The organism is Brevundimonas sp. SS2672, from assembly GCF_059579685.1.
This window is the reverse complement of sequence record NZ_CM184201.1, coordinates 355,341-378,620: the sequence shown is the minus strand read 5'-3', so window position 1 is coordinate 378,620 and position 23,280 is coordinate 355,341. Positions and strand designations below refer to the sequence as shown.

Genomic DNA, 23,280 nt, shown 5'->3' with positions numbered 1-23,280 from the left:
ACCCTTTTCCTAGAAAACGATCACCGAACGAATGCTCTTGCCTTCATGCATCAGATCGAAGGCCTCGTTAATACGCTCCAGCGGCAGGGTGTGGGTGATCATCGGATCGATCTCGATCTTGCCGTCCATGTACCAGTCGACGATCTTCGGCGTATCGGTGCGGCCGCGCGCGCCGCCGAAGGCCGAGCCCTTCCAGACGCGGCCGGTGACCAGTTGGAACGGACGGGTGGCGATCTCCTTGCCCGCCTCGGCCACGCCGATGATGACGCTCTCGCCCCAGCCGCGGTGGCAGGCTTCCAGCGCCTGACGCATGACCACGGTATTGCCGGTGCAGTCGAAGGTGTAGTCGGCGCCGCCCCCGGTCAGCTCGACCAGATGGGCCACCACGTCCGACACCTCCTTCGGATTGACGAAGTGGGTCATGCCAAAGCGACGGCCCCACTCCTCCTTGTCGCCGTTGATGTCGACGCCGATGATCATGTCGGCCCCCACCATCTTCAGCCCCTGAATGACGTTCAGGCCGATGCCGCCCAGGCCGAAGACCACGGCGTTGGCGCCCGGCTCGACCTTGGCCGTGTTGACCACTGCGCCCACGCCCGTCGTCACCCCGCAGCCGACGTAGCAGGCCTTGTCGAAAGGCGCGTCTTTGCGGATCTTGGCCACCGCGATCTCGGGCAGGACCGTGTAGTTCGAGAAGGTCGAACAGCCCATGTAGTGGTGAAGGGTCTGGCCCTTGTAGGAAAAGCGCGAGGTGCCGTCGGGCATCAGCCCCTTGCCCTGCGTGCCCCGGATCGAGGTGCACAGATTGGTCTTGCGGCTCAGGCACGACTTACACTGGCGGCATTCCGGCGTGTACAGCGGGATGACATGGTCCCCGACGGCAAGGCTGGTCACGCCTGGCCCCACCTCGACCACCACGCCCGCGCCCTCATGGCCCAGGATCGAGGGGAAGAGGCCCTCAGAATCCAGACCGTCCAGCGTATAGGCGTCGGTGTGGCACACGCCCGTCGCCTTGATCTCGATCAGCACCTCGCCAAAGCGCGGACCTTCCAGATCGACCTCGACGATCTCGAGCGGGCGTTTGGCTTCGAACGCGACGGCGGCGCGGGTTTTCATGATGCTGGTCCTTCGGACGTCCCTATCGCTCGCGACGCGGTCGCTCACTGCTTCAGGGACCAAGGCGGGAGAGGTGACGATTGGCGACCTTACTACGCCCGTTGCGGCCGGGTCGAAACGGCGACAACCGCAAAACATTATTGCTGTTGAGCAATAATCCTGATCCAACGTCCCCATGAGCCGCTGGGACGGGATCGACGAATTCACCGCTGTCGCCGAACAGGCCAGCTTCTCGGCGGCCGCACGGCGTCTGAGCCTGTCGACCTCGGCCGTCAGCCGCGAGATCGCCCGGCTGGAGGATCGCCTGCAGACCCGCCTCCTCCATCGCACCACCCGCCGGGTCGAGCTGACCGACGCAGGCCGCGATTTCCTGGCCCGCTGCCGCCGCCTGATCGACGAACGCGACGAGGCCCTGGCCGCCGTCCAGCCCGACGATCAGGCCCCGCGCGGCCTGCTGCGCATGACCTGTTCCGTCTCCTATGGCGAACGCTTCATCGCCCCCGCCGTCAACGCCTTCGCGAAGCTGAACCCCGAACTGCGGATCGAACTCGACCTCGACAACCGCCTGCGCGATCTGGTCGGCGACGGCTATGATCTGGCGGTGCGGTTCGGCCATCTGACCGACTCCCGGCTGATGGCGCGGCGGCTGGCGTCACGGCGACTGATCCTGTGCGCCAGCCCCGACTATCTGGCCCGCCGCGGCGCCCCGCGCGACCTGTCCGAGATCGCCAGCCACAACGGCCTGATCGGCTCGGCCGAACACTGGCGCTTCACCGAGGCGGGGCGTGAAGTGTCCTTGCGCCCCTCCGGCCGCTGGCGCTGCAACTCCGGCGCGGCCGTGCTGGACGCGGCCCTTCAGGGGCTGGGCGTGTGCCAACTGCCCGACTTCTACGTCGCCGAAGCCCTGTCAGCGGGTGCCCTCGTCTCCCTGCTGGACGAAGCCCGCCCGCCCGACGAAGGCGTCTGGGCCGTCCACCCTCACCCTCGCCACGTCCCGCCCAAGGTCCGCGCCATGATCGACTGGCTGCACGACCGCTTGTCCGCGCCAAGGAGCCCCGCATGAACCTCGTCATCCTGACCGGCGCCGGCGTCTCGGCCGAGAGCGGGGTGCCGACCTTCCGCGCCTCCGACGGCCTGTGGGAAGGGCATCGCGTCGAGGCCGTCGCCACGCCCGAGGGCTTCGCCGCCAACCCGGCCCTGGTGCAGGACTTCTACAACCAGCGGCGACGGCAACTGGCGAGCGTCCACCCCAACGCCGCGCACCGGGCCCTGGCCGATCTGGCGGCGCGGTGGGCGGGCGACGTCCTGCTGGTGACGCAGAACGTCGACGATCTGCACGACCGGGCGCACATGGACACGCCGCCCGCGTCGGGCTTCGAACTGATCCATATGCACGGCGAGCTGAAGAAGGCGCGCTGCACCGCCTCGGGCGTCGTCTGCGACTGGCATGAAGACCTGGAGGCCCTGCACGTCTCGCCCCATCACCCGCACGGACGTTTGCGCCCGCACATCGTCTGGTTCGGCGAAATCCCGCTGGAGATGGAGCGGATCGAGCGGGCGCTGGCGCGATGCGACCTGTTCGTCTCCATCGGCACCTCGGGCGCGGTCTATCCGGCGGCGGGCTTCGTCCAACTGGCGCGCATGGCCGGGGCGCGGACGGTCGAGATCAATCTGGAGCCGACGCAGGGAGCGGGCCTGTTCGACGAGGGCGTCTACGGCCCCGCCAGCGAGACCGTGCCCGCCTTCTTCGAGGCGCTCTAACCCTCTCCAACTGCCGTCACCCTCGGGCTTGTCCCGAGGGTCCATAACCGCCGCCATGGCAGGCGCAGACGCCGACGCTCGAACCGGCAAACCTCGAGGATATGGATCCTCGGGACAAGCCCGAGGATGACGAAAGGAGGGAAACGCCCTACCCCCTCGGCCCGAACAGGATGATCGCCGCGCCGATCAGGCAGACCGCGCCGCCGATGACGTCCCAGCGGTCCGGCGTCGTCTTCTCGACCAGCGCCATCCACGCCAGCGACGCCACAATATAGACCCCGCCATAGGCCGCGAACGCCCGCCCCGCCGTCTCGGCCGGAACCATGGTCAGCAGCCACGCGAAGGCGATCAGACTGAGCACGCCCGGCGCCAGCCACCACGGCGAGCGATCCAGCTTCAACCAGGCCCAGAAGGCGAAACAGCCGCCGATCTCGGCGAGGGCGGCCAGGGGGTAGACGAGGGCGAGTTTCATGCGGTTCCTTCAGAAACGGGCTGCGCGCTCTATCCCCGCTCATCCCGGCGGACGCCGGGACCCAGTGCTTTGGCTTCAAAGCGCAGCGGCTAAGGGTAATGCTTGAGACTGGCGCTCTCACTGGGTCCCGGCGTCCGCCGGGATGAGCGGGTGGAAAAGACCGCCCTACCCCCCTTCTTCGCCGCCTCAGCCCGCTCGGCCGCCAGCTTGGCCAGCACCCGGCCTCGCCCCTTGGCCAGGGCATGGATGGCGCCGCGCATGGTGGCGACCTCCTGCTCGGTGAAGGCGGCGCGGCCCAGCATGACGCGCAGGTTCTGGCTCATCGAGCGCTTCTTCTCGGGCGGATAGAAGAAGCCGCCGTTGTCCAGCTCCGCCTCCAGATGCTCGTACATGCCCAGCAGCAGGTCGTTCGACGCGGGCGGCTCGCCCTCGCGGAAGCGCGGCGGCGGGGCGTCCAGGATCAGGGTGCGCCATTCATAGGCGTTGATCGCCACCGCCTGGGCCAGGTTCAGCGAATGGTGCCTGGGGTCGATCGGGATGGTGGTGATCCCGGCGCACAGGGCGATGTCGGTCGTCTCCAGCCCGGCCCGCTCGCCGCCGAACAGCAGGCCGGTCTTCAGCCCCGAGGCCGTGTCGTCATACAGGATGCGCACGCTCTCGCGCGGGGTGCGCACCGGCTGGCGCGTCTCGCGCGGACGGGCGGTGGTGGCGAAGACGGTGTGCAGATCGGCGACGGCCTCGGCCACGCTGTCGAACACCCTCACCCCGTCCAGCACCCAGTCGGCGCCGGACGCCGTGGCCCAGGCGCGGTCCTGGGGCCAGCCGTCGCGCGGGCTGACCAGCCGCAGTTCCGACAGGCCGAAATTGGCCATGACGCGGGCGACCGCGCCGATGTTGTCGGCCATCTGCGACTTGTCGAGGACGACGACGGGAGGGGTGAGTTCAGTCATGGGCGCTCTTTAATCCTTCTCCCCTTGCGGGAGAAGGTGGCAGTCCTCGGGCTTGTCCCGAGGGCTGACGGATGAGGGGTCTCGCGACCTTTCTAATCACGCGGCTTTGGCCCCGGTCAGAGAAACCCCTCATCCGAGCCCTTCGGGCCCACCTTCTCCCGCAAGGGGAGAAGGAAGAATCAGTCCTCGCCGACCATGGAGGTCCACGGGTCGACGCGGCCCGCCTCGACCTCGGCGACCTTCACCGCCGGCCAGCCGATGCTGCTGTTCGCCGACACGCGCCACGCGGCCGACACGAAGTCGCGCAGCTCCGAGGCCCCGGCCGCCAGCCGCTCGTTGACGAAGACGGCGCCGCGCGGGTCCGCGTCCTTGAACGCTCCCGCCTTCTCCATCCGATAGAAGGGGATCACCGTCGTCAGGGTGGCGTTCAGGTGCGAGGCGGTGCGGGCGCGCAGGTCGAAGCCCTCGACGTTCGGCGGCGCCATGGCCGCCTCGACCGCATCCAGACGCAGGGTCCGGCTGGTGAAGGCGCCTTCGAAATCGCCGTGGGTGCGGCGCGACTTGGTGAAGCCCTCGGGGTTGGTCTCGCCCGCCCAGCCGTTGAAGTGGATGGTCGTGTGGTGCGGCTGGGACGCGTCGCCGACGAAGTGGCTCAGCACGCCGATGTCGCGCAGGATCAACTGCTCGCGGCGTTCGCGGTCGGCGCGATACCAGGCCTGCTTGCCCAGGTCCGGCTCGCGCGCCTCGGCCGCCGTCAGCACGCGCCAATAGGCGAAGTCGCGCTCCAGATTCTGCCAGGCGTCCATGATGGCGTAGGGCAGGTATCCCGCCTTATCCACGTCCAGACCCGCGCGGATCAGGGCGGCGTCGTATTCCGACTTCAGGCGCGGCAGGTCGGCCATGGTCATGCCGCGCGCATCCATCACCCGGCCCTCATCGTCCATGTCGACGAAGTGGGCGGTGTCGCGCTCGCGGTCATGCGGCTGGCCCGCGCCCTTCCAGCGATCGGGCTCGCGCGAATATTCGCCGACGTCGGCGGCGGCCCCGGCCGTGCGCAGGAAGGCGGGCAGATCGCCCGGCAGGTGGCGCATCGCCGCCACGCCGATCACCCGGTGGCCCGAACTGCCCCAGGCCTCGACCTGGACGGCGGGCGCCGCGACCAGCATCAGGGCGGCGGCGGAAATCATCAGTCGTTTGACTTGTCGGTTCATGAGACGGCGCCGTCGGAAATTTCAGAAGGAGAAACGACCGCTTATCGCATTCCCGCGCGCGCCTCCACCCGCCGCCTTCGCCGGGAAGAACGCCGATCACGCACCCGTTATCTTGGCTAGTTCGCCAGCTTTTCTTGCCAATAAAGTGTTAGCGCCGATGATCAAGTCATTAACGATCAAGGCCAGCGCAGAAGTATAGAAATGAAATAGGTCGAATATTTTACATATATAGTCTACCCGAGCCGACACAGACCGGCGATAGACTGGCCCCATTCGCGCCTCATCCATTACCGATACAGCGACTGATCTCATTTGCCGCAATTGCGCCGCAATTGGCCGTCAGAAACTCGCCGCCGGCGCGTGTTGGGACCGGTGCTTCCACGAGTTTGATCGATGTTGAGCACGGCCGCCGCGCTTGCCATGCTGTGGACCATGGCCTTCTCCGGGTCCGGAGAGCCTGTCCCTTACGAAACGGCCGTCGCCCGCGACGCCGCCATCGTAGAAGCCGCCGCGACGGCCCCCGGTTCCATCGATTCCGCCGAAACGGCGGACCTGTCGGCCGAACAGCTTGAGCTGATGGCCGGCGATCCCGACTGGCGCGCCTCGGCCCGCCTCTATCACGCCGGCGGCGGCGGGGCGACCGGCAACGATTCCCTGGGCTGCCGCCCGATTCCGATGCGCACGGTCGCGGTCGACCCGCGCGTCATCCCACGCCGCACCAAGCTGTTCATCCGCGAGACGGTCGGCCTGCGCATGGCCGACGGCACGGTCCACGACGGCTACTGGTACGCCTCGGACACCGGCGGCGCGATCAAGGGCGCCAAGATCGACCTCTACACCGGCCATGGCCGCGCCTCGATGCGCCCCGCCATGAGCCTGAACATGAAGACCCTGACCATCGCCGACGCGGGCGATTTCGACGGCTGCCCCCCGGCGTGGGAGACGGCCTCGAACTGAGGCCTTTCAGCCTGACGACAAAAAAGGGCGGCCGGATCGAACCGGCCGCCCTTTTTCGTTGCGCGCCGCCCGTCGCGCAGCTCCACCCTGCGCCGACGCACTCACCCCATTCCTTATGCCGTCATCCTCGGGCTTGACCCGAGGATCCAGCCACGCCGACGCTTCTTCCCTCGCCCCGCGCCTTAAACGCGCAGGTTGCTGGATCCTCGGGTCAAGCCCGAGGATGACGGCGAATAATGGAGGAATGTCCGCGTATAGTCCGAAGCTGCTGACGGCCTCAGAACTTCCGCTTGCCGCTGACCGTCTCGAAAAACAGGCGGAAGTCGCCCATCAGACTCCACAGCGGATATTTGAACGTCGCGGGCCGGTTCTTCTCGAAGAAGAAATGCCCCACCCAGGCGAAGCCGTAGCCGACCACAGGCATGGCCAGCAGCCACCAGGCGTTCAGGGTGAAGCAAAACGCCAGAAAGGCCGCGATCACCAGCCCCGTCCCGACCACATGGATGCGGCGGCACGTCCGGTTGGAATGCTCATGGATGTAATAGGGGTAGAAGGCCTCGAACGAGGCGTACCGCCCTTGGGGTTGCTCGATGCTCATGACCCCAGCCTGCCCCCGGATCGCGCCGGGAGCAAGTCGCTCGCCCCGGCCGCACCGCTCATCCCCGCGGAGGCGGGGACCCAGTGCTTTGGCCGAAAGCGCGCGGATAGCCGTTCTGAACGATGAGCGTGTCGCTCTTGCTGGGTCCCCGCCTCCGCGGGGATGAGCGGGTGTTTAAGCCCGCTTGCTCTTCGGCCCCTTGGCGAACGGCTTGCCGCCCGCCTTGAAGTCGGGCTTGCCCTTGAAGCCCGCCTTGGGCGTGAAGGGCTTCTTGTCGCCCTTGTCCTTGAAGCCCGGCTTCTTGTTGAAGCCGCCCTCGCCCGGCGCCGCATCGGTGCGGGGCGCATAGGGCTTCTTCTTGAAGGGACGCTCGCCATCGGCGCTGCGGCCTGCGTCGCCCTCAGGGCTCCACGGCTTCTTCTTGAACGGCGGGCGGGCCTGACCGTCCTCGTCGCGACGGAAAGGCTTCTTGGCGTAGGGGCGAGCCTCGCCGTCCTTCTCGAACTTGCGGTTGCGGGCGCCCTTCATCGAACCGGGCGTCGGCGCCTCGGACGGGGTGATCCTCGCCTCTTCCTTGCTCTGGGCCGCCGCCGCGCGGAAGGCGTCGGCGTGGGTCAGGGCGACCTCGAAGCGCGTCTCTTCGGGGAAGGTGCGGATCGAGCCGATCTGCTGCTTGGTGATGCCGCCGATGCGGCAGATCAGCGGGATCAGCCATTTGGGATCGGCGTTGCGGTTGCGGCCGATGTCCAGACGGAACCAGGTCACTTCGTCCGGCTGCAGGCGGTCGCCCGGCCACGGCGCGGGGGCGTAGTCGTCGCCGCCCGCCGCGTCCCGATCCTTGCGCTGACGGCGCTGCGGGCCTTCGCCCGGATCGGTCAGGTCTTCCGGCGCCGGCAGGTCCTTGCGCAGCAGCACCAGCAGGGCGCGGGCCAGATCGTCCGGCGTGCGCTCCTTGACCAGCGTCGCGATCAGGCCCGCATCCTCGTCCGCGCCTTCCTCGGCGAAGACGGGGGCGGCCAGCAGGCGCTGCTCGTCCTGAGCGCGGATCTCCTCGGCGGTCGGAGCGCCGGACCAGACGGCCTCGACCCCGGCCGAGCCCAGCAGCATCTCGGCCTTGCGGCGACGGCTGTGCGGGACCAGCAGGACCGAAATCCCCTTCTTGCCCGCCCGCCCGGTGCGGCCCGAGCGGTGCAGCATGGTCGCCTTGTTGATCGGCAGTTCGGCGTGGATCACCAGCCCCAGATCGGGCAGGTCCAGACCGCGCGCGGCCACGTCGGTGGCGACGCAGACGCGGGCGCGGCGATCGCGCAGGGCCTGAAGCGCCTCATTGCGCTCGCGCTGGCCCATCTCGCCCGACAGAGCCACCGAGGCGAAGCCTCGCTCGACCAGCGAGGCCTGCAGATGACGCACGGAATCCCGCGTCGAGCAGAACACCAGCACCCCCGGCGCCTCGAAATAGCGCAGGACGTTGACCACGGCGCGCTCGATCTCGTTCGGCGCGATCCGCAGGGCGCGGTATTCGATGTCGTTGTGCGGCTGGCTGCGGTCGACGGTGTCGATGCGCACCGCGTCCTTCTGATAGCGCTTGGCCATGATCGCGATGTCGCGGGCGATGGTGGCCGAGAACAGCAGGGTGCGGCGCTCTTCCGGCGCCTGGTCGAGGATGTATTCCAGATCCTCGCGGAAGCCCATGTCCAGCATTTCGTCGGCTTCATCCAGCACGACGACGCGGGCGGCCGACAGGTCCAGCGCCCCGCGATCGATGTGGTCCTTCAGACGGCCCGGCGTGCCGACCACGACGTGGGCGCCGAAGTTCAGCGCGCGCGCCTCCTTGCGGGCGTCCATGCCGCCGACGCAGGTGACGATCTTGGCCCCCGCCTCGGCGTAGAGCCATTGCAGCTCGGCCGCGACCTGCAGCGCCAGCTCGCGCGTCGGGGCGATGGCCAGCATCAGCGGCGTGTCCGGCTGGCCGAACTGCTCGGCCTCGCCCAGCAGGGTCGGCGCCGCCGCCAGGCCGAAGGCCACCGTCTTGCCCGATCCGGTCTGGGCCGAGACCAGCAGATCCGCCTCGCCATGGCCTTCCAGCACGGCCGCCTGGACCGGCGTGGGCTCAAGATAGCCCTTGTTCAGCAAGGCGCGGTCAAGCGCGGGATGGATCGCGGGAAAGGGCATGAAGGGCCTGGAAATTCAGATGAGGCGACCGTTAAACGGCCGCGCCCGGCGAGGCGTCGCAGCCTGCCGGGCGTCGGGAAAGGCGCTCCCTATACACGAATAAGGGCCGCGGTGGGGCGAAATCGCCCGGCGTTCGCCGACACCCCCTTCGCGCGCGCCGCTTCACCCCGTCCCGCCCTCCCTTCCGTCATCCTCGGGCTTGACCCGAGGATCCAGCAACCTGGGCGTTTGAGACGCGGGGCGACGGTGGAGAGGTCGGCGCGGCTGGATCCTCGGGTCAAGCCCGAGGATGACGGCCAATGGGGAAAGCCTCACCCCGCCTTGTCCGGCAGATGGAAGAAGTCGACGAACCGCTCGAACACCGCCCGATCGCCCTCGATCGTCATGGCCCCCTCCCCTTCCAGCGCCACCAGCGGGACCTTGCCGTAAACGGCGCCCGCGATCGCCTGGGCCGGGGCGCGCACCACGACGTCGCAGGCCTCGACCTCGCCGCGCACGGCGTCGATGACGCCGTCGGCCACGCTGACGACCATCCGGTCCTCGCCCACGGCGAAGCCCAGCCGCATGGCGGCGCCCCCGGTCCGCGCGGGATCGAACATGGTCTTGAACGACAGCATGATGGAGACGGCGCTGATCGGCAGCGTCGGGTCGTGCTGGGGCGAGCGCGCGGCCCAGCGGCCCAGCACCATGAACACCGGCTCGATCTCATAGCCCCAGTCGGTCAACTCATAGACCTGGACCGAGGCGGGCGGCGGCAGCTTGCGGCGGCGGACGACGCCCGAAGCCTCCAGCCCCTCCAGGCGTTGAGTCAGCACATTGGCCGACAGGCCGCACAGGTCTTTTCGCAGGTCGCTGAAACGGCGCGGCCCCATCATGAGTTCTCTGATGACCAGCAAGGCCCAACGCTCGCCCACCAGGTCCAGCCCGTGCGCCGCGCCGCAGGCGTCGTGATAGCGCCGGGATCGGGATTCGGACTTAGTGGTTACTTTTTCTAACTTCATGGTTGACTAACATAACATCAAGGCGCAGAACGACCAACATCATAGAGCAGGCCGTCCAGGGAGGGAGGGCCGCGCAAGGGAGGACCACCGCCGATGCCCAAGCTGATCTTCATCAACCTGCCGGTCGCCGACCTGGCGCGCTCCGTCGCCTTCTATGAGGCGGTGGGGGCGAAGAAGAACCCGATGTTCTCGGACGAGACGGCGGCCTGCATGGTCTTTTCCGACACCATCCACGCCATGCTGCTGACGCATGAGAAGTGGGCCACCTTCACCGACCGCGCCATCCCCGACGCCCACAAGACGGCCCAGGTGCTGATCTGCGTGTCGGAGGACAGCAAGGAAGGCGTCGACGCCGTCGTCGATCGCGCGGCCAAGGGCGGCGGCCAGGCCGACCCCAGCGCCAAACAGGACTACGGCTTCATGTACGGCCGCAGCTACGCCGACCCCGACGGCCACATCTGGGAGATCATGTGGATGGACCCGGAAGCCGCCGCCCAGGGGCCGGAAGCCTTCGCCTCCCAGGTCGGCGGGGGCTGAGTCATGAGCGACCTCTACGAACTCAGCGTCAGCCGCTTCATCAAGGCCCCGCCCGAGACGGTGTGGCGGGCCTGGACCCGACACGGGACCGAATGGTTCACCCCCCGGCCGTGGACGACGGTCTCGGTCGACTACGACCTGCGCCCCGGCGGCCGCGCCGACATAGTCATGCAGTCGCCCGAGGGCGAGAGGCATGAATATCGCGGCGCGGTGCTGGAGGTGGAGCCGGAGCGCCGCCTGGTCACCACCAGCGCCCTCGTCGAGGGCTGGGTCCCGCAGGCGGGCGACATGAACTTCGTCCGCATCGACACCTTCGAGCCCGAGGGCGACGGCACGCGCTACACCGCCCGCGCCCGCCACTGGGACGAGAAGGCCATGCTGGCCCACCGCGACATGGGCTTCGAGCTCGGCTGGGGCGCCGCCGCCGACCAGCTGGCCCAGGTCGCCGAGAACCTCACCCCGCAGGAGAGCGCGTCATGAGCGACAAGATCATTCCCTGTATCTGGTACGACCTCGGCCAGGCGAAGAAGGCGGCCGAGTTCTACGTCTCGCTCGGCCTGCCCGACAGCCGCATCGACCGCGTCGTCGCCAGCCCCGCCGACAATCCGTCCAGCCCGGCCGGGTCCGAACTGGTGGTCGAGTTCACCCTCGCCGGACAGCGCTACGTCGGGCTGAACGGCGGCCCGATCTTCCCCCAGACCGAGGCCGTGTCGTTCATGATCATGACCGACGATCAGGCCGAGACCGACCGCCTGTGGGACGCCATCGTCGGTAACGGCGGGGCCGAAAGCGCCTGCGGCTGGTGCAAGGACCGCTGGGGCGTGAACTGGCAGATCACCCCGCGCCGCCTGATGGCCTTCTACGACGACCCCAACCCCGCCCGCACCAAGGCCGCCTTCGAGGCCATGATGACGATGCACAAGATCGACATCGCCGCCATCGAGGCCGCTGCTGACAGGATCGGGTAGGCCGCAAGGCTAAGCCGTCCGACCTGTCGCTTTCGACCAAGACGCCGACCCCGCCCGCCCCGACCATCCGCCCATGCCCCTCAAACAGCGAGCCGCCCCGCGGCGAGCGAAAGGGGTCCATCAAAGGAGAACCACGATGAGCTACGTCACAGGCTTCCTGACTCCCGTGAAGGCCGAGAACAAGGACCGCTACGTCGAGTCCGCCCGCGTCGCCTGGCCGCTGTTCAAGGGCTACGGCGCCCTGGCCCATGTCGAGACCTGGGGCGTCGACGTGCCCGACGGCAAGGTCACCAGCTTTCCCATGGCGGTGAAGCTGGAGGACGGCGAGGTCGTCGTCTTCTCCTGGCTGATCTGGCCCGACAAGAAGACCGCCGACGACGCCTGGGCCAAGATGCAGGACGACCCCGCCATGGCGAACATGGACATGCCCTTCGACGGCAAGCGCATGATGTGGGGCGGCTTCGAGACCATCTTCGACGAGCGCAGCTGACAAACCGCGCCGGGGTCGGTCGCGCACCGGCCCCGACGTCTGCGCCTATGCGCCGCCATGCGCGACGCCCGGTTTCGCCTTGTGGGCGCGCAGGCAGGCAGCGACGCTGAGCGCCACCAGAACGAAGGCCAGCGCCTCCATCGCCGTCGGCAGGCGTCGCTCCCAGCCGAAGCCGTAGATCAGGGCGAACAGGGTCTCGAACAGGATCATCTGGCCGACCAGGGTCAGCGGCAGCAGCCGGCTCATCCGGTTCCACAGGTTGTTGCCGACGATCGAGGCCAGCACGGCCACGCCGACCGAGACTCCCGCCAGCCTCATCCAGTCCGCCGCCTCATGCTGCGCGCCCGAAGCGGTCAACAGGGCGACCGGCAGAAGCAGCAGGCTTTGCGCCCCGGTGACGACGCCGGTCAGCAGATTCCAGTCGTGGGCGGAGACCGTCTCCAGTTGGCGAAGCCGCCGTGCGTTCTGAACCGCGAAAAAGGTCCATGAGGCCAGGGCGCCGACCGCGCAGGCGAAGCCGATAAATCGTGTCATGGGCGAGGTCTCGGCCGGCGCCGCCAGGGCCTGCCAGCCGATGCAGACCGCCCCGGCGATGCAGAGCAGCAAGGGCAGATGCAGCTGCTTCAGCGGCGCCGCGCCGTGATCGCGGCTGCCGATGATGGTCACCGCCACCGGCAGGAAGCCGATGACCAGGGAGGTCATGGCGATGCCGCCCGTCTGCACGGCCCCCGACAGCAGGATGTAGTAGAGGGTGTTGCCGGTAAGGGCGAGCCAGAACAGGTTCAGCCAGTCGCGCCGTCCGATCCGCGCCGTCACCGCCTTCCACCGCGGCGCCAGCAACGCCCAGGCGATCAGGCCATAGGCGAGGTAGCGTCCCACCGTCAGTTGCAGGGGATTGAAGTCCCGCGCCAGCTCGGGCGCCAGGAAGACCAGCCCCCACAGCGCGCCCGCGCCGATGCCGCAGGCGACGCCGAGCGCCGTCCGGTTGTTTCGACCCTGCCCGATGATTTGCGCCGTCATTTCCAGTTCCCGCTTGGCTTGGCGGCGAGCTATACCAAGGGGCGGACGGGGCGTTTCCTCTCGATCACAGGCCCAAACGCAACAAAAACTCGCGCAAAAAAGACCGCTGATGGCCGCACGACCCGCTTCTCCACAACGCTCGCTGGACAGCTTTGATCGCGCGATCCTGCGCATCGTCCAGCGCGACGCGCGGACGCCGCAACGCGCCATCGCCGAAGCCGTCAATCTGTCCGCCGCCGCCGTTCAGCGACGGATCGCGGCCATGGAGGCCAGCGGCGTCATCCGCCGCAACGTCGCCCTGGTGGACCCGAAGTCGATCCCCCTGACCATCACCTCCATCGTCGAGGTCTATCTGCAGGACGAGCGGGCCGAGACGGTCCAGAACGCCAAGGCCCGCTTCCTGGCCGAACCCGAGGTGCAGCAGTGCTACTACGTCACCGGCGGCACCAGCTTCATCCTGATCGTCGTCACCACCGACATGGCGGCCTATGAGGCGCTGACGAAGCGGCTGTTCGAAGAGAACGACAGCATCAACCGCTTCCGCTCCCTGATCGCCCTGGACCGAGTGAAGACGGACGCCTCGCTGATCATCCCCTGAAGTCCCGTCGCAGCGCGCAGCGCCCCAGAACGAAAAACGCCGGCGAGATCGAAACCCCGCCGGCGCACATCTTCGGACGATCAGATCGATCAGCTGTCCAGGAAGCTCCGCAGCTTCCGCGACCGCGACGGGTGCTTCAGCTTGCGCAGGGCCTTGGCCTCGATCTGACGGATGCGTTCGCGCGTGACCGAGAACTGCTGGCCGACCTCTTCCAGGGTGTGGTCGGTGTTCATGCCGATGCCGAAACGCATCCGCAGCACGCGTTCCTCGCGCGGGGTCAACGACGCTAGCACTCGCGTCGTTGTTTCACGAAGATTGCTCTGGATGGCGGCGTCGATCGGCAGGACGGCGTTCTTGTCCTCGATGAAGTCGCCCAGGTGGCTGTCTTCCTCGTCGCCGATGGGGGTCTCCAGGCTGATCGGCTCCTTGGCGATCTTCAGCACCTTGCGGACCTTCTCCAGCGGCATGGCCAGGCGTTCGGCCAGCTCTTCCGGGGTCGCCTCGCGGCCGATCTCGTGAAGCATCTGGCGCTGGGTGCGGACGATCTTGTTGATCGTCTCGATCATGTGCACCGGAATGCGGATGGTGCGCGCTTGGTCGGCGATCGAGCGGGTGATCGCCTGACGAGATCCACCAGGTGGCGTAGGTCGAGAACTTGTAGCCGCGACGGTACTCGAACTTGTCGACCGCCTTCATCAGGCCGATGTTGCCTTCCTGGATCAGGTCCAGGAACTGCAGGCCGCGGTTGGTGTATTTCTTGGCGATGGAGATGACCAGGCGCAGGTTGGCCTCGACCATTTCCTTCTTGGCCTGACGGGCCTCGCGCTCGCCCTTCTGCACCATCTGGACGATGCGGCGATAGTCGTCGATCGGCACGCCCGCCTCGGTGGCGACGGCGGCGATGTGGGCGCGGATGTCGGCGATCTGGGTCGCCTCGTTCTCGCTGAACTTGGTCCAGCGGACGCCCATCTCCTTGACGCGTTCGGCCCAGGTCGGGTCCATCTCCGAGCCGAAATAGGCCTTGAGGAATTCGGGCCGCGAGATGCCGTAGCCGTCGGCCAGGCGCAGCAGCCGGCCTTCCTGACCGATCAGACGCTTGTTGATGGCGTACAACTGGTCGACCAGCGCCTCGATCCGGGCGTTGTTCAGCTTCATCGTCTTCAGGCGATCCGAGATCGCCGTCGACAGGGCCTCATAGGTCTTCTGGTCCTTGGCGGTCAGGACCTCGCCCTTCAGGCGCGCCTCGACCAGCTTGTCCTGCAGCTTGCGGAACTCGCCGAAGTCCGAGGCGATCGCGTCGAGAACCTCCATGACGCCGTCGCGCAGCTCGGCTTCCAGCGCCGAGATCGACATAGCGCCGCCGTCGTCGAAGTCCTCGTCGTCGTCCTCTTCGCCGTCGCCGTCCGGCTCGCCGGTCGGCTGGGCCGGGGCGGGCTGGTTATGCGGCAGGGACGAAGGGTTGAGGATGCCGTAGGTGGCGTCCAGATCGATCACTTCGCGCAGCAGGATGCGGTTGTTGGCCAGTTCGTCGCGCCACACCATGATGGCCTCGAACGTCAGGGCGCTTTCGCACAGCCCCGAGATCATGGCGTCGCGGCCGGCCTCAATGCGCTTGGCGATGGCGATCTCGCCCTCGCGGCTCAGCAGTTCGACCGTGCCCATTTCGCGCAGATACATCCGCACGGGGTCGTCGGTGCGGTCATAGGCGGACTTGGCGGGCGTCTCGGCGACCGAGGTCTCGGCGGCGGCGGCCACGTCGGTGCCGGTCGCCTCGGCGGCGTCCTCTTCGGCTTCGACGACGTTGACGCCCATCTCCGACAGCATGGCCAGGATGTCTTCGATCTGGTCGGGCGTGACTTCCTCGGACGGCAGGACCTTGTTCAGCTCCTCCATCGTCACATAGCCGCGCGTCTTCGCCTGGCGGATGAATTTCTTCACCCCGGCGTCGGTGAGATCGAGCAGGGGCCCGTCGGTGTTGGTTTCGGCGTCCTGCGTCTCGGTCTGCGCGCTCATTCAGTCTGTCTCCACGGCCGGCGGGGGGTGATCAGGCCCCTGCGGCGAAAATACAACGCCCGACGACTTCGTTGGTTACGAAGAAGTCGAGTCTTCCCAAATCGTTCCGGTCTTGATGGCCCGCCGCAAAGCATCGCGCTCGGCCTTCACCAGAGCGAAAGCCGAGTTATCGAAAGCCTTGTGAGCCTCCGACTTCGCCGACGCGAGCGCCTCGTCCAACGCCGCTGCGCGGGTCAGAGCGTCGAACGCCTGCGACCACCGGGTCCTCGCCTCGCCGAGGGGCTTGTCTGTAGCCAGGAATGGCGCGCCGGACTTCGCCGCCGCCTTCTCGACCTCGCGCAACATGGCGTCATGACCCGATTGGGCCAGATGGCGGCGCAGGGCGGCGGAGTCAAGGGTTCGGCCCGAGAAACGCAGCCGCACCATCTCCTGCGCCAGCCCGTCCAGGGCCGGGTCGCCGAAACCGTAGCGCGCCACCGCCTCCATGTGGTCGTCCAGCCGCTCCGGGTCGTCCAGCGCCCCGTGCGCCAGGGCGGCGGCGATAGGCTCGACCGATCGGAACAGGGCCTGCATGGCCTGGGCGCCCTCGACCGTCTGCCCCTGCAGCGGCGGCGGCCCGCGCCAGCGCCCGCCCGGCCCCGGCCGACCGCCCGGCTGTTGCGGCCTCTGCGGCTGGCGCGGGAACAGGGCGTCGAACCGGTCGAACAGGTCGCGGCGGTACTGTTCGGCCAGATCCTTGTCCTGCACCGCATTGGCCGCCTGGCGCAGCCGCCCCTTCAGCCCCGCCTTGCGCTCGGGCGTGTCCAGCGGTTCGGCCTCGACCTCGCGGCGGAACAGCACCTCGGCGAAGGGCCGCGTCGCCGCCATGACCTGACGCAGGGCGGGCGCCCCCTTGTCCCGCAGGATGTCGTCGGGGTCCTGCCCCCCTCCAGCAGGGCGAAGCGGAACGACTTGCCCGGCTTCAGCAGCGGCAGCGCCCGCTCGATCGAGCGATAGGCGGCGCGCAGGCCCGCCGCGTCCCCGTCGAAACTCAGCACCGGCTCGGACGAGACGCGCCACAGCACCGCCATCTGCTCCTCGGTCAGGGCCGTGCCCATCGGCGCGACCGCAGGCAGCCCGGCCCGGTGGCAGGCGATGACGTCCATATAGCCTTCGACGACGATGATCCCCTGCTCGCCCCGGCTCTCGGCCCCCAGGATGCGGCGCGCCTCGGGCAGGCCGTAGAGGGTCGCCCCCTTGTGAAACAGCGAGGTCTCCGGCCCGTTCAGATACTTCGCCCGGTCGTCCGGATTCATCGCCCGCCCGCCGAAACTGACGATGCGCCCGCGCGCGTCCAGGATCGGGAACATCAGCCGGTCGCGGAAGCGGTCGTAGGGCTGCCCCCCGCTCTCGGGCGCGATCAGCAGCCCGGCCTCGACCAGATCGCCCGGCCGCGCCCCGCGCTGGACCAGCGCCTGCTTCAGCCCTTCGCGGTCGTTGGGCGCATAGCCGAGACCGAAGCGCTCCCACTGGTCCTCGGGCAGACCGCGCTTCTCCAGATAATCGCGCGCCGCCTTGCCGACATTGCGGCGCAGATTGGCGGCGAACCACTTCTGGGCCAGGTCCATCCAGTCGGCCAGCCCCTGACGCTTCTGCTCGCGTTCGGCGGCCTGAGGGTCCTCGGCGGGAAGCTGCATCCCCGCCTCGCCGGCCAGTCGGCTGACCGCCTCGACGAAGCTGAGCCGCTCCGTCTCCTGCAGGAAGGTGATGACGTCGCCGTGCTTGCCTGAGCTGAAGTCGTGAAAGAAGCCCTTGTCGTCGTTGACGAAGAAGCTGGGCGACTTCTCCTTCGAGAAGGGGCTCAGGCCGACGAACTCGCGGCCCTGACGCTTGAGCTTCACCGTCCGTCCGATGATGTCGGACGGCCGAAGGCGGGCCTTCAGCTCCTCGATGAACCGTTCGTCAAATCGCACGCCTGACCTATGCCGTCCGATGGCGGGCGAAAGCCAGCCCCGCCCCTCTCCCGGCCGGGACGGCGCCCGTCCAAATACGCCGCTGGGGATAAGTCCGGGGACAACGCCGACTTCCTTCCGTCCTCCGAGTGGGCTTTAACACCCTCAGCCTCGCCGGAGCCCAGCGACCATGCGCCGCCTTCGTCTTCTCGTCCTGATGCTGCTGCCCGTCGCCCTTCTGGCGCTCGGCGCCTGCCAGACGATTCCGCGCCCCGTCTTCGACGCCGCCGACCTGGCGGCCGCCAGCCCGCCCTGGCGTTATGACTTCCTGACCCCCGAGGCCCGCGACCGCTTCGTGCGCGAGACGGTCAACGCCCAGAACGCCACGGCGGACGGCACGTTCGACATCCTGGCCCTGTCCGGCGGCGGGGCCAACGGCGCCTATGGCGCGGGCGTCATGGTCGGCTGGAGCCAGGCCGGCGACCGACCCCAGTTCGAGGTGGTGACCGGCGTCTCCACCGGCGCCCTGATCGCCCCCTTCGTCTTCGCCGGCCCGCGGTTCGACCCGGCGCTGGAGCATGCCTATACCAGCGGCCAGACCGACGACTTGCTGAAGTCGCGCGGCCTGCTGGCCCTGATGCTGCCCGGCGTGTTCAAGCCCGAACCCCTGACCAATCTGGTGCTGAACAACATCTCGCCCGAGCTGCTGGCGGCCATCGCCGAGGAGCACCGCAAGGGCCGCCGCCTCTACGTCTCGACCACCAGTCTGGACACCCAGACTCAGGTCGTCTGGGACATGGGCGCCATCGCCCAGCGCGACGACGCGGCCTCGCGCCTGTTGTTCGTCAATGTGCTGATCGCCTCGGCCAGCATCCCCGGCGCCTTCCCGCCCGTCCTTCTGGACGTCGAATACGAGGGCCGCCGCATCCAGGAGTTGCACGTCGACGGCGGCACGGTCTCCAGCTTCCTGGTCGTGCCCCAGGCCCTGCTGCTGGAGGCCCCGAACGCCCGCCCCCTGGGCGACGCCCGCATCTGGATCGTGGTCAACGGCAAGTGGGACCCGCGCTTCGAGGTCTCGCGCATCTCGGCCATCAGCATCGCCGCCCGCAGCTTCGACACCATGATGAAGGCCCTGCAACGCTCGGACCTGACCGCCATCACCCAGTTCGCCCGGCGCTATGATCTGACGCTTTCGGTGGCCGCCATCCCCGACCACGCCGAGGCCAACACCCTGGACTTCACCCAGGCCCATATGACCGCCCTCTTCCAGACCGGCGAGGCCGAAGCCTTGGCCGGCCGCGCCTTCGAGCGGCGCGTCGATCCGTCCGAGCCGCGCCAGAGCCGCCGCAGACACGGAGCGCAGACGCCGCCCACGGTGGTCATCGCCCCGCCGGTCGATTAGGAATTCATTAACCATATTGACCGCATTGCGGCCACAACCATCTGATTACGAACAATATTTTTCGTATAACAGCGGAACTGTCCACAGCGCCTGTGGATTCTTCTCGCGTCTCTGAGAAACAGAGGCCGTTCCCGACAGCGCCGCCGCAGACCGTGACCGACGCCGTCCGCAGATGGGTTTTCTCATGTTCATCGCCATCGCCCGCCCGGCGGTGGAGCCCCAAGGCCCCGACGCCGTCGCCGTCCCCGGCTCTCCTGCTGTCCCCCTGCTCAAGCCGCGCGCGCTTCACGCCCGCCTGCTGGCCAACGCCGCTCTGAGGCGGCGACGCGGCTGGCGGCGGCGTCAGGAGAACCGCCGCGAAGACGCCGACTACTGGCTGCACGCGGCCGCCGTCGCCGTCGGCAAGGCGGCCCAACTCCGTCGCGCCCAGGCCGCGCCCCTGCCCTGAGCAGGTCAGCGCAGTGAAGGCTCAGCGCAATTCGGGCAGGCGCCGCGCCAGGGATTCCTTCAGCTTGCGCCCGCGCTCGGACAGGCTCTTGCCTCGCCGTCGTTCGCGCGCCTCGAACCCCTGGCCCCAGCGTTCGTGCATGGCGGCCATCAGGGCCGGGTGGCGGTCGTACTGGTGCACGATCGGACTGATCCCGCCGTCCGGGTTCACGATCCGCCCGTCCGCCAACGACAGGGCCTCGCCCGGCGTCAGGCCGACGGTGGCGATCCGGCCGTAGTTGGCCGCCGCCTCGCCTTCGACCAGGCCCAGATGAAGGGCGATGTTGCAGGCCGCCTGATCCGCCCCGAAGGCCCCGCCGATCTCTGAGCGTGGAATGGCCGCCAGCATCAGCAGGGTGCGGCAGAAGCGGATCATGCACGCGCGCGGTCCCATCACGGTGCCGACGCAGACGCACGGCTTGTCCGCCAGGGCGCGCGCCACGTCCTCGCCGCCGACGCCGCGCAGATATTTCATGTTGAAGGCATGGCCCTTCAGCCCGCCGTCATACTCGACGAAGAACTCGGGCTTCTGGGGCGGCGGGTCGAACGGCGGCGCCTGGAAGACCACGTCGCGCACGTCCGTCAGCAGGACGCTGCGCGCCCAGGGCCGCTCGCTCATCAGGGCGTCGAAGGCGGCGAACCGCTGCATCACCGGATGCGGCCGCCATACCCCGTTGCACAAAGACCGCGGCGGCGCCGACTCCACCCCATGCGCCGCCAGGAAGGCCAGCAATTCCGGCTCCTGGTCCGTCACCAGCACGACGGGCCCTGCGTAGACGGCGCGCAGGGAGCGCACGAAGACCGCCACATCCGCGGCTTCATAGCCGGTGGCGTAGCCCAGGATCAGATCGTGCTCGCCCGCCGCAAAGGTCGGAGAGGCCCCCTCTCGCCCGCGATCGCGGCGGCGACCCAGCCCAGGTAGGCCGACTTCGCCGCCGGTGAAGCCATTTACGCCCTCATGGAATCCACGAAACGCTTGAACAGATAGAGGCTGTCGGTCGGGCCCGACGAGGCCTCCGGGTGATGCTGAACGCTGAACACCGGACGGTCCTTCAGCGCAATGCCGCAATTCGTACCATCGAAAAGCGACACATGCGTTTCAACCACCGCCTCGGGCAGGCTGGCGCCGTCGACCGAGAACTCGTGGTTCATCGACACGATCTCGACCTTGCCCGTGGTCAGGTCCTTGACCGGATGGTTGGCGCCGTGGTGGCCCTGCTCCATCTTCAGCGTCTTGGCGCCCAGGGCGATGGCCAGCATCTGGTGGCCCAGGCAGATGCCCATCAGCGGCTTGCCGCTGTCCAGCAGCTTCCTGATCTCGGGCACGGCGTATTCGCCGGTCGCGGCCGGATCGCCCGGACCGTTCGACAGCACCACGCCGTCGGGATCGCGCGCCAGGATGTCCTCCGCCGTGGTCGAGGCGGGCACCACGGTGATCTTCACCCCGGTCGAGGCCAGGGCGCGCAGGATGTTGCGCTTGACGCCATAGTCGACGACCACCACCGACTTGTCGCCGGCCTCGGGCTGGGCGTAGCCCGTCGGCCATTCCCAGGCGCCCTCGGTCCATTCGAAGGCCTGGGTGGTCGAGGCGTCCTTGGCCAGATCCAGGCCGACCAGGCCCTTCCAGTCGCGCGCCTGGGCCGTCAGGGCCTCCAGGTCGAACTTGCCGTCGGGGTCATGGGCGATGACGGCGTGCGGGGCGCCCTTTTCGCGGATCAGCTGGGTCAAGGCGCGGGTGTCCACGCCGGCCAGGCCGATGACGCCGCGCGACGTCATCCAGGCGTCCAGCCCGCCCGTGGCGCGCCAGTTGGCCGGATCGGTCGGCACGTCGCGCAGGATGACGCCGCGCGCCGCGCGCTCGGGCGCCTCGCCGATCTGTTCGACGTCCTCCAGGTTCACGCCGACGTTGCCGATGTGCGGGAAGGTGAAGGCCAGGATCTGGCTCATGTACGAAGGGTCGGTCAGGATTTCCTGATAGCCCGTCATGGCGGTGTTGAAGACCACCTCGCCGACGGCCGAGCCGGTCGCGCCGACGCCGATCCCCGACAGGACCGTTCCATCTGCGAGCACGAGGACGCCGGTGGCGCCGGACAGGATGTGAGTCGTCATGGCGCAGGGCTCCTAGCAGTGAATACGGGCGGACAAACGGCGGCGTCGCTAAAGAGATGAAGGGGGCGTGTCAACACAGGCCTTCGACTATGCCCCCTGCGCGCGTCCCTGTCGCTTGCGAACCCACAGCCAGGCCAGGCTGGTCACGGCGAAGAAGCCGACGCTGGGCCAGATGTAGCCGCCCGCCGCCGCCGCGACCGCAAAGGCCGAGAACACGGCCCCGCCGACGGCCAGCAGGCGCCAGCCCGGCCTGGTCGTCAGCTTCCACAGCGTCACCGAGCACAGGGCGTACAGGCATAACGTCAGCACCGAGGTCACGCCGATCAGCTTGCTGAATTGTTCTCCCAACCTCGGCTGGGTGCTGGCGATCACCAGAACGCTCATGATGACGCCGTTGATCAGGGGATTGGACAGGGGCGTCCTGCCCTTCTGCGCCCCGCCGAACCAGCGCGGCAGCCACCCGGCCTCGGCCGAGGCGCGGGCCGTCTCGCCGCCCATCATGGTCCAGCCCGCGATGGTGCCGGTCGCCTTGATGACGGCGCAGGCCGCCACCAGACCGGCCACCGAGGCCCCCATCACCCGCGCCACCAGATCGGCGTAGGGGCTGGTCGAATGGGCCAGGACGTCGGCCGGAATGACGCCGAACACCGCCACGCTGGCCGCCACATAGACGACGAAGGCTAGCAGAACCCCGCCCAGCGAGGCGCGGCCCACGTCGGTCGCCGGGTTCTTGACCTGGCTGGACAGGGCGGCGGCGCTCTCAACACCAAGGAAGGCCCAGAAGATGACGGCCAGCGACGCCGGAACCGTCTTCATCAGCGGCTCGCCCGCCGGGCTCCACGAGGCGGCGAAGGTCTCGCCGCTGAAGGCGATGACGCCGGCGATGATGGCCAGACCGATCGGGATCAGCCCCAGCACCAGGGTGATCGCCCCGAACCGCGCCGCCGTCTTCGACCCGGCCGCATAGGCCGCCGTCGTCAGCCAGATCAGCGCCAAATTGCTGAGCGCCCCCCACATCGGCTCCTTCAGCGCCGGAAAGAAGAAGGCCAGATAGCCGGTCCCCGCCACCGCCACGGCGACGTTGCCGGTCAGGCAGGCGGCCCAATAGGCCAGCCCCGTCTGATAGCCCAGAAACCGCCCCAGACCGCGCCGGGCGAAGTCCGACAGGCCGTCGGCCTCCGGCTGCATCCGCCCCAGACCGCCGAACACCAGCGCCAGGGTCACCGCCCCGACGCCGCAGACGATCCAGCCGATGACGCTCGAGCTGCCGGTCGGCGCCAGGGTGGCGGGCAGCAGATAGACGCCCGATCCGATCATGTTCCCCGCCACCACAAGGGCGGCCAGACCCCAGCCGATGCGGTGCGAGGGTTCAGGCAGGATGTCGACTTGGCTCATGCCCGCCGCATAGACCGAAATGTCGCAGCCGTCGCCATGAAGATTCTTTCCACATCGCCTCCTTCCTCCCGCTCATCCCGGCGGACGCCGGGC

21 protein-coding genes and 2 pseudogenes are annotated in these 23,280 nt (G+C 68.3%); 10 read left to right on the top strand and 13 right to left on the bottom strand.

Annotated elements, in window-relative coordinates; all coding sequences use genetic code 11:
* Positions 1 to 9: 9 nt before the first annotated feature.
* A complete protein-coding gene (locus tag AC52GN_RS01880) occupies positions 10 to 1,116 on the bottom strand; it encodes an S-(hydroxymethyl)glutathione dehydrogenase/class III alcohol dehydrogenase (RefSeq protein WP_496527999.1) in 1,107 nt (368 codons plus the stop codon).
* Between the two features lie 175 nt (positions 1,117 to 1,291).
* On the opposite strand from AC52GN_RS01880, the gene AC52GN_RS01875 reads away from it, so the two are divergent.
* On the top strand, positions 1,292 to 2,179 hold the full coding sequence (locus AC52GN_RS01875; RefSeq protein WP_496527998.1) for a LysR family transcriptional regulator: 888 nt from the start codon (positions 1,292 to 1,294) through the stop codon (positions 2,177 to 2,179).
* On the top strand, positions 2,176 to 2,877 hold the full coding sequence (locus AC52GN_RS01870) for an NAD-dependent deacylase (protein WP_496527997.1): 702 nt from the start codon (positions 2,176 to 2,178) through the stop codon (positions 2,875 to 2,877). The genes AC52GN_RS01875 and AC52GN_RS01870 overlap by 4 nt, the downstream gene beginning before the upstream one ends.
* A 148-nt stretch (positions 2,878 to 3,025) precedes the next feature.
* On the opposite strand, the gene AC52GN_RS01865 is transcribed toward AC52GN_RS01870, so the two are convergent.
* The 3 genes from AC52GN_RS01865 to AC52GN_RS01855 form a co-directional block, all read right to left on the bottom strand.
* Entirely contained in the window at positions 3,026 to 3,349 is a 324-nt protein-coding gene (locus tag AC52GN_RS01865) for a YnfA family protein (RefSeq protein WP_496527996.1), read from the bottom strand.
* 89 nt (positions 3,350 to 3,438) lie between these two features.
* Entirely contained in the window at positions 3,439 to 4,299 is an 861-nt protein-coding gene (locus AC52GN_RS01860; protein WP_496527995.1) for an RNA methyltransferase, read from the bottom strand.
* A 179-nt stretch (positions 4,300 to 4,478) separates the two neighbouring features.
* Complete coding sequence (locus AC52GN_RS01855) at positions 4,479 to 5,510, bottom strand: phospholipase C/P1 nuclease family protein (protein WP_496527994.1); 1,032 nt, start codon at positions 5,508 to 5,510, stop codon at positions 4,479 to 4,481.
* A gap of 393 nt (positions 5,511 to 5,903) precedes the next feature.
* Between AC52GN_RS01855 and AC52GN_RS01850 the strand changes: the two genes are divergently transcribed.
* Positions 5,904 to 6,467: a 3D domain-containing protein gene (locus AC52GN_RS01850; protein ID WP_343828531.1), complete on the top strand. Its 564-nt coding sequence runs from the start codon at positions 5,904 to 5,906 to the stop codon at positions 6,465 to 6,467.
* A gap of 277 nt (positions 6,468 to 6,744) precedes the next feature.
* On the opposite strand, the gene AC52GN_RS01845 is transcribed toward AC52GN_RS01850, so the two are convergent.
* The 3 genes from AC52GN_RS01845 to AC52GN_RS01835 all read right to left on the bottom strand — a co-directional run bounded on the left by AC52GN_RS01845 (position 6,745) and on the right by AC52GN_RS01835 (position 10,238).
* Positions 6,745 to 7,065, bottom strand: a complete 321-nt coding sequence (locus AC52GN_RS01845) for an Mpo1-like protein (RefSeq protein ID WP_496527993.1) — start codon at positions 7,063 to 7,065, stop codon at positions 6,745 to 6,747.
* Between the two features lie 174 nt (positions 7,066 to 7,239).
* The gene (locus AC52GN_RS01840; protein ID WP_496527992.1) at positions 7,240 to 9,237 is read right to left on the bottom strand and encodes a DEAD/DEAH box helicase; all 1,998 of its coding nucleotides are present in this window, start codon (positions 9,235 to 9,237) and stop codon (positions 7,240 to 7,242) included.
* Positions 9,238 to 9,548: 311 nt separating this feature from the next.
* Positions 9,549 to 10,238, bottom strand: a complete 690-nt coding sequence (locus tag AC52GN_RS01835) for a winged helix-turn-helix transcriptional regulator (protein ID WP_496527991.1) — start codon at positions 10,236 to 10,238, stop codon at positions 9,549 to 9,551.
* A 93-nt stretch (positions 10,239 to 10,331) separates the two neighbouring features.
* Between AC52GN_RS01835 and AC52GN_RS01830 the strand changes: the two genes are divergently transcribed.
* The 4 genes from AC52GN_RS01830 (at position 10,332) to AC52GN_RS01815 (ending at position 12,233) form a co-directional block, all read left to right on the top strand.
* The gene (locus AC52GN_RS01830; protein ID WP_346484861.1) at positions 10,332 to 10,775 is read left to right on the top strand and encodes a VOC family protein; all 444 of its coding nucleotides are present in this window, start codon (positions 10,332 to 10,334) and stop codon (positions 10,773 to 10,775) included.
* 3 nt (positions 10,776 to 10,778) lie between these two features.
* Positions 10,779 to 11,255 carry an SRPBCC family protein gene (locus AC52GN_RS01825; protein WP_338577977.1) on the top strand — a complete coding sequence of 159 codons (477 nt, stop codon included), beginning with the start codon at positions 10,779 to 10,781 and terminating at the stop codon, positions 11,253 to 11,255.
* Positions 11,252 to 11,743 (top strand): VOC family protein, encoded by a 492-nt coding sequence (locus tag AC52GN_RS01820; protein WP_496527990.1) that lies wholly within the window; start codon positions 11,252 to 11,254, stop codon positions 11,741 to 11,743. Before AC52GN_RS01825 ends, AC52GN_RS01820 begins: the two co-directional genes overlap by 4 nt.
* 136 nt (positions 11,744 to 11,879) lie before the next feature.
* Positions 11,880 to 12,233 carry a DUF1428 domain-containing protein gene (locus tag AC52GN_RS01815; RefSeq protein ID WP_291779362.1) on the top strand — a complete coding sequence of 118 codons (354 nt, stop codon included), beginning with the start codon at positions 11,880 to 11,882 and terminating at the stop codon, positions 12,231 to 12,233.
* Positions 12,234 to 12,278: 45 nt separating this feature from the next.
* Here the strand turns inward: AC52GN_RS01815 and AC52GN_RS01810 are convergent, their stop codons facing one another.
* The gene (locus tag AC52GN_RS01810; protein WP_496527989.1) at positions 12,279 to 13,253 is read right to left on the bottom strand and encodes a DMT family transporter; all 975 of its coding nucleotides are present in this window, start codon (positions 13,251 to 13,253) and stop codon (positions 12,279 to 12,281) included.
* Positions 13,254 to 13,362: 109 nt separating this feature from the next.
* Here AC52GN_RS01810 and AC52GN_RS01805 point away from each other — a divergent pair, with 109 nt between their 5' ends.
* The gene (locus AC52GN_RS01805) at positions 13,363 to 13,851 is read left to right on the top strand and encodes an Lrp/AsnC family transcriptional regulator (RefSeq protein WP_312219289.1); all 489 of its coding nucleotides are present in this window, start codon (positions 13,363 to 13,365) and stop codon (positions 13,849 to 13,851) included.
* A gap of 89 nt (positions 13,852 to 13,940) precedes the next feature.
* On the opposite strand, the pseudogene rpoD reads toward AC52GN_RS01805, so the two are convergent.
* A pseudogene (gene rpoD / locus AC52GN_RS01800) lies at positions 13,941 to 15,864 on the bottom strand (RNA polymerase sigma factor RpoD).
* A 75-nt stretch (positions 15,865 to 15,939) separates the two neighbouring features.
* Positions 15,940 to 17,816, bottom strand: a pseudogene (gene dnaG, locus AC52GN_RS01795) (DNA primase).
* A 169-nt stretch (positions 17,817 to 17,985) separates the two neighbouring features.
* Here dnaG and AC52GN_RS01790 point away from each other — a divergent pair.
* Together AC52GN_RS01790 and AC52GN_RS01785 are read left to right on the top strand one after the other, a co-directional pair.
* Positions 17,986 to 19,197, top strand: a complete 1,212-nt coding sequence (locus AC52GN_RS01790) for a patatin-like phospholipase family protein (protein ID WP_496527988.1) — start codon at positions 17,986 to 17,988, stop codon at positions 19,195 to 19,197.
* A gap of 184 nt (positions 19,198 to 19,381) precedes the next feature.
* On the top strand, positions 19,382 to 19,645 hold the full coding sequence (locus AC52GN_RS01785; RefSeq protein WP_291779344.1) for a hypothetical protein: 264 nt from the start codon (positions 19,382 to 19,384) through the stop codon (positions 19,643 to 19,645).
* Positions 19,646 to 19,666: 21 nt separating this feature from the next.
* Here AC52GN_RS01785 and AC52GN_RS01780 read toward each other — a convergent pair whose 3' ends face one another.
* From AC52GN_RS01780 to AC52GN_RS01770, 3 genes are all read right to left on the bottom strand, one after another.
* Positions 19,667 to 20,491 (bottom strand): hypothetical protein, encoded by an 825-nt coding sequence (locus AC52GN_RS01780; RefSeq protein WP_496527987.1) that lies wholly within the window; start codon positions 20,489 to 20,491, stop codon positions 19,667 to 19,669.
* Between the two features lie 140 nt (positions 20,492 to 20,631).
* Positions 20,632 to 21,792, bottom strand: a complete 1,161-nt coding sequence (gene carA, locus AC52GN_RS01775) for a glutamine-hydrolyzing carbamoyl-phosphate synthase small subunit (protein ID WP_343828520.1) — start codon at positions 21,790 to 21,792, stop codon at positions 20,632 to 20,634.
* 87 nt (positions 21,793 to 21,879) lie between these two features.
* Positions 21,880 to 23,187, bottom strand: coding sequence for an amino acid permease (locus AC52GN_RS01770; RefSeq protein ID WP_496527986.1), 1,308 nt, complete (start codon positions 23,185 to 23,187; stop codon positions 21,880 to 21,882).
* Between the last annotated feature and the right edge of the window lie 93 nt (positions 23,188 to 23,280).

What these genes read in the sequence shown, in the direction of transcription:
- AC52GN_RS01870 (WP_496527997.1), top strand. Translation starts at nt 2,176, where the DNA reads ATGAACCTCGTCATCCTGACCGGCGCCGGCGTCTCGGCCGAGAGCGGG.
- AC52GN_RS01815 (WP_291779362.1), top strand. Translation starts at nt 11,880, where the DNA reads ATGAGCTACGTCACAGGCTTCCTGACTCCCGTGAAGGCCGAGAACAAG.
- AC52GN_RS01810 (WP_496527989.1), bottom strand. Translation starts at nt 13,253, where the DNA reads ATGACGGCGCAAATCATCGGGCAGGGTCGAAACAACCGGACGGCGCTC.
- AC52GN_RS01845 (WP_496527993.1), bottom strand. Translation starts at nt 7,065, where the DNA reads ATGAGCATCGAGCAACCCCAAGGGCGGTACGCCTCGTTCGAGGCCTTC.
- AC52GN_RS01855 (WP_496527994.1), bottom strand. Translation starts at nt 5,510, where the DNA reads ATGAACCGACAAGTCAAACGACTGATGATTTCCGCCGCCGCCCTGATG.
- AC52GN_RS01880 (WP_496527999.1), bottom strand. Translation starts at nt 1,116, where the DNA reads ATGAAAACCCGCGCCGCCGTCGCGTTCGAAGCCAAACGCCCGCTCGAG.
- AC52GN_RS01840 (WP_496527992.1), bottom strand. Translation starts at nt 9,237, where the DNA reads ATGCCCTTTCCCGCGATCCATCCCGCGCTTGACCGCGCCTTGCTGAAC.
- AC52GN_RS01770 (WP_496527986.1), bottom strand. Translation starts at nt 23,187, where the DNA reads ATGAGCCAAGTCGACATCCTGCCTGAACCCTCGCACCGCATCGGCTGG.
- AC52GN_RS01850 (WP_343828531.1), top strand. Translation starts at nt 5,904, where the DNA reads ATGTTGAGCACGGCCGCCGCGCTTGCCATGCTGTGGACCATGGCCTTC.
- AC52GN_RS01790 (WP_496527988.1), top strand. Translation starts at nt 17,986, where the DNA reads ATGCGCCGCCTTCGTCTTCTCGTCCTGATGCTGCTGCCCGTCGCCCTT.
- carA (WP_343828520.1), bottom strand. Translation starts at nt 21,792, where the DNA reads ATGACGACTCACATCCTGTCCGGCGCCACCGGCGTCCTCGTGCTCGCA.
- AC52GN_RS01805 (WP_312219289.1), top strand. Translation starts at nt 13,363, where the DNA reads ATGGCCGCACGACCCGCTTCTCCACAACGCTCGCTGGACAGCTTTGAT.
- AC52GN_RS01865 (WP_496527996.1), bottom strand. Translation starts at nt 3,349, where the DNA reads ATGAAACTCGCCCTCGTCTACCCCCTGGCCGCCCTCGCCGAGATCGGC.
- AC52GN_RS01860 (WP_496527995.1), bottom strand. Translation starts at nt 4,299, where the DNA reads ATGACTGAACTCACCCCTCCCGTCGTCGTCCTCGACAAGTCGCAGATG.
- AC52GN_RS01825 (WP_338577977.1), top strand. Translation starts at nt 10,779, where the DNA reads ATGAGCGACCTCTACGAACTCAGCGTCAGCCGCTTCATCAAGGCCCCG.
- AC52GN_RS01835 (WP_496527991.1), bottom strand. Translation starts at nt 10,238, where the DNA reads ATGAAGTTAGAAAAAGTAACCACTAAGTCCGAATCCCGATCCCGGCGC.
- AC52GN_RS01875 (WP_496527998.1), top strand. Translation starts at nt 1,292, where the DNA reads ATGAGCCGCTGGGACGGGATCGACGAATTCACCGCTGTCGCCGAACAG.
- AC52GN_RS01820 (WP_496527990.1), top strand. Translation starts at nt 11,252, where the DNA reads ATGAGCGACAAGATCATTCCCTGTATCTGGTACGACCTCGGCCAGGCG.
- AC52GN_RS01785 (WP_291779344.1), top strand. Translation starts at nt 19,382, where the DNA reads ATGTTCATCGCCATCGCCCGCCCGGCGGTGGAGCCCCAAGGCCCCGAC.
- AC52GN_RS01830 (WP_346484861.1), top strand. Translation starts at nt 10,332, where the DNA reads ATGCCCAAGCTGATCTTCATCAACCTGCCGGTCGCCGACCTGGCGCGC.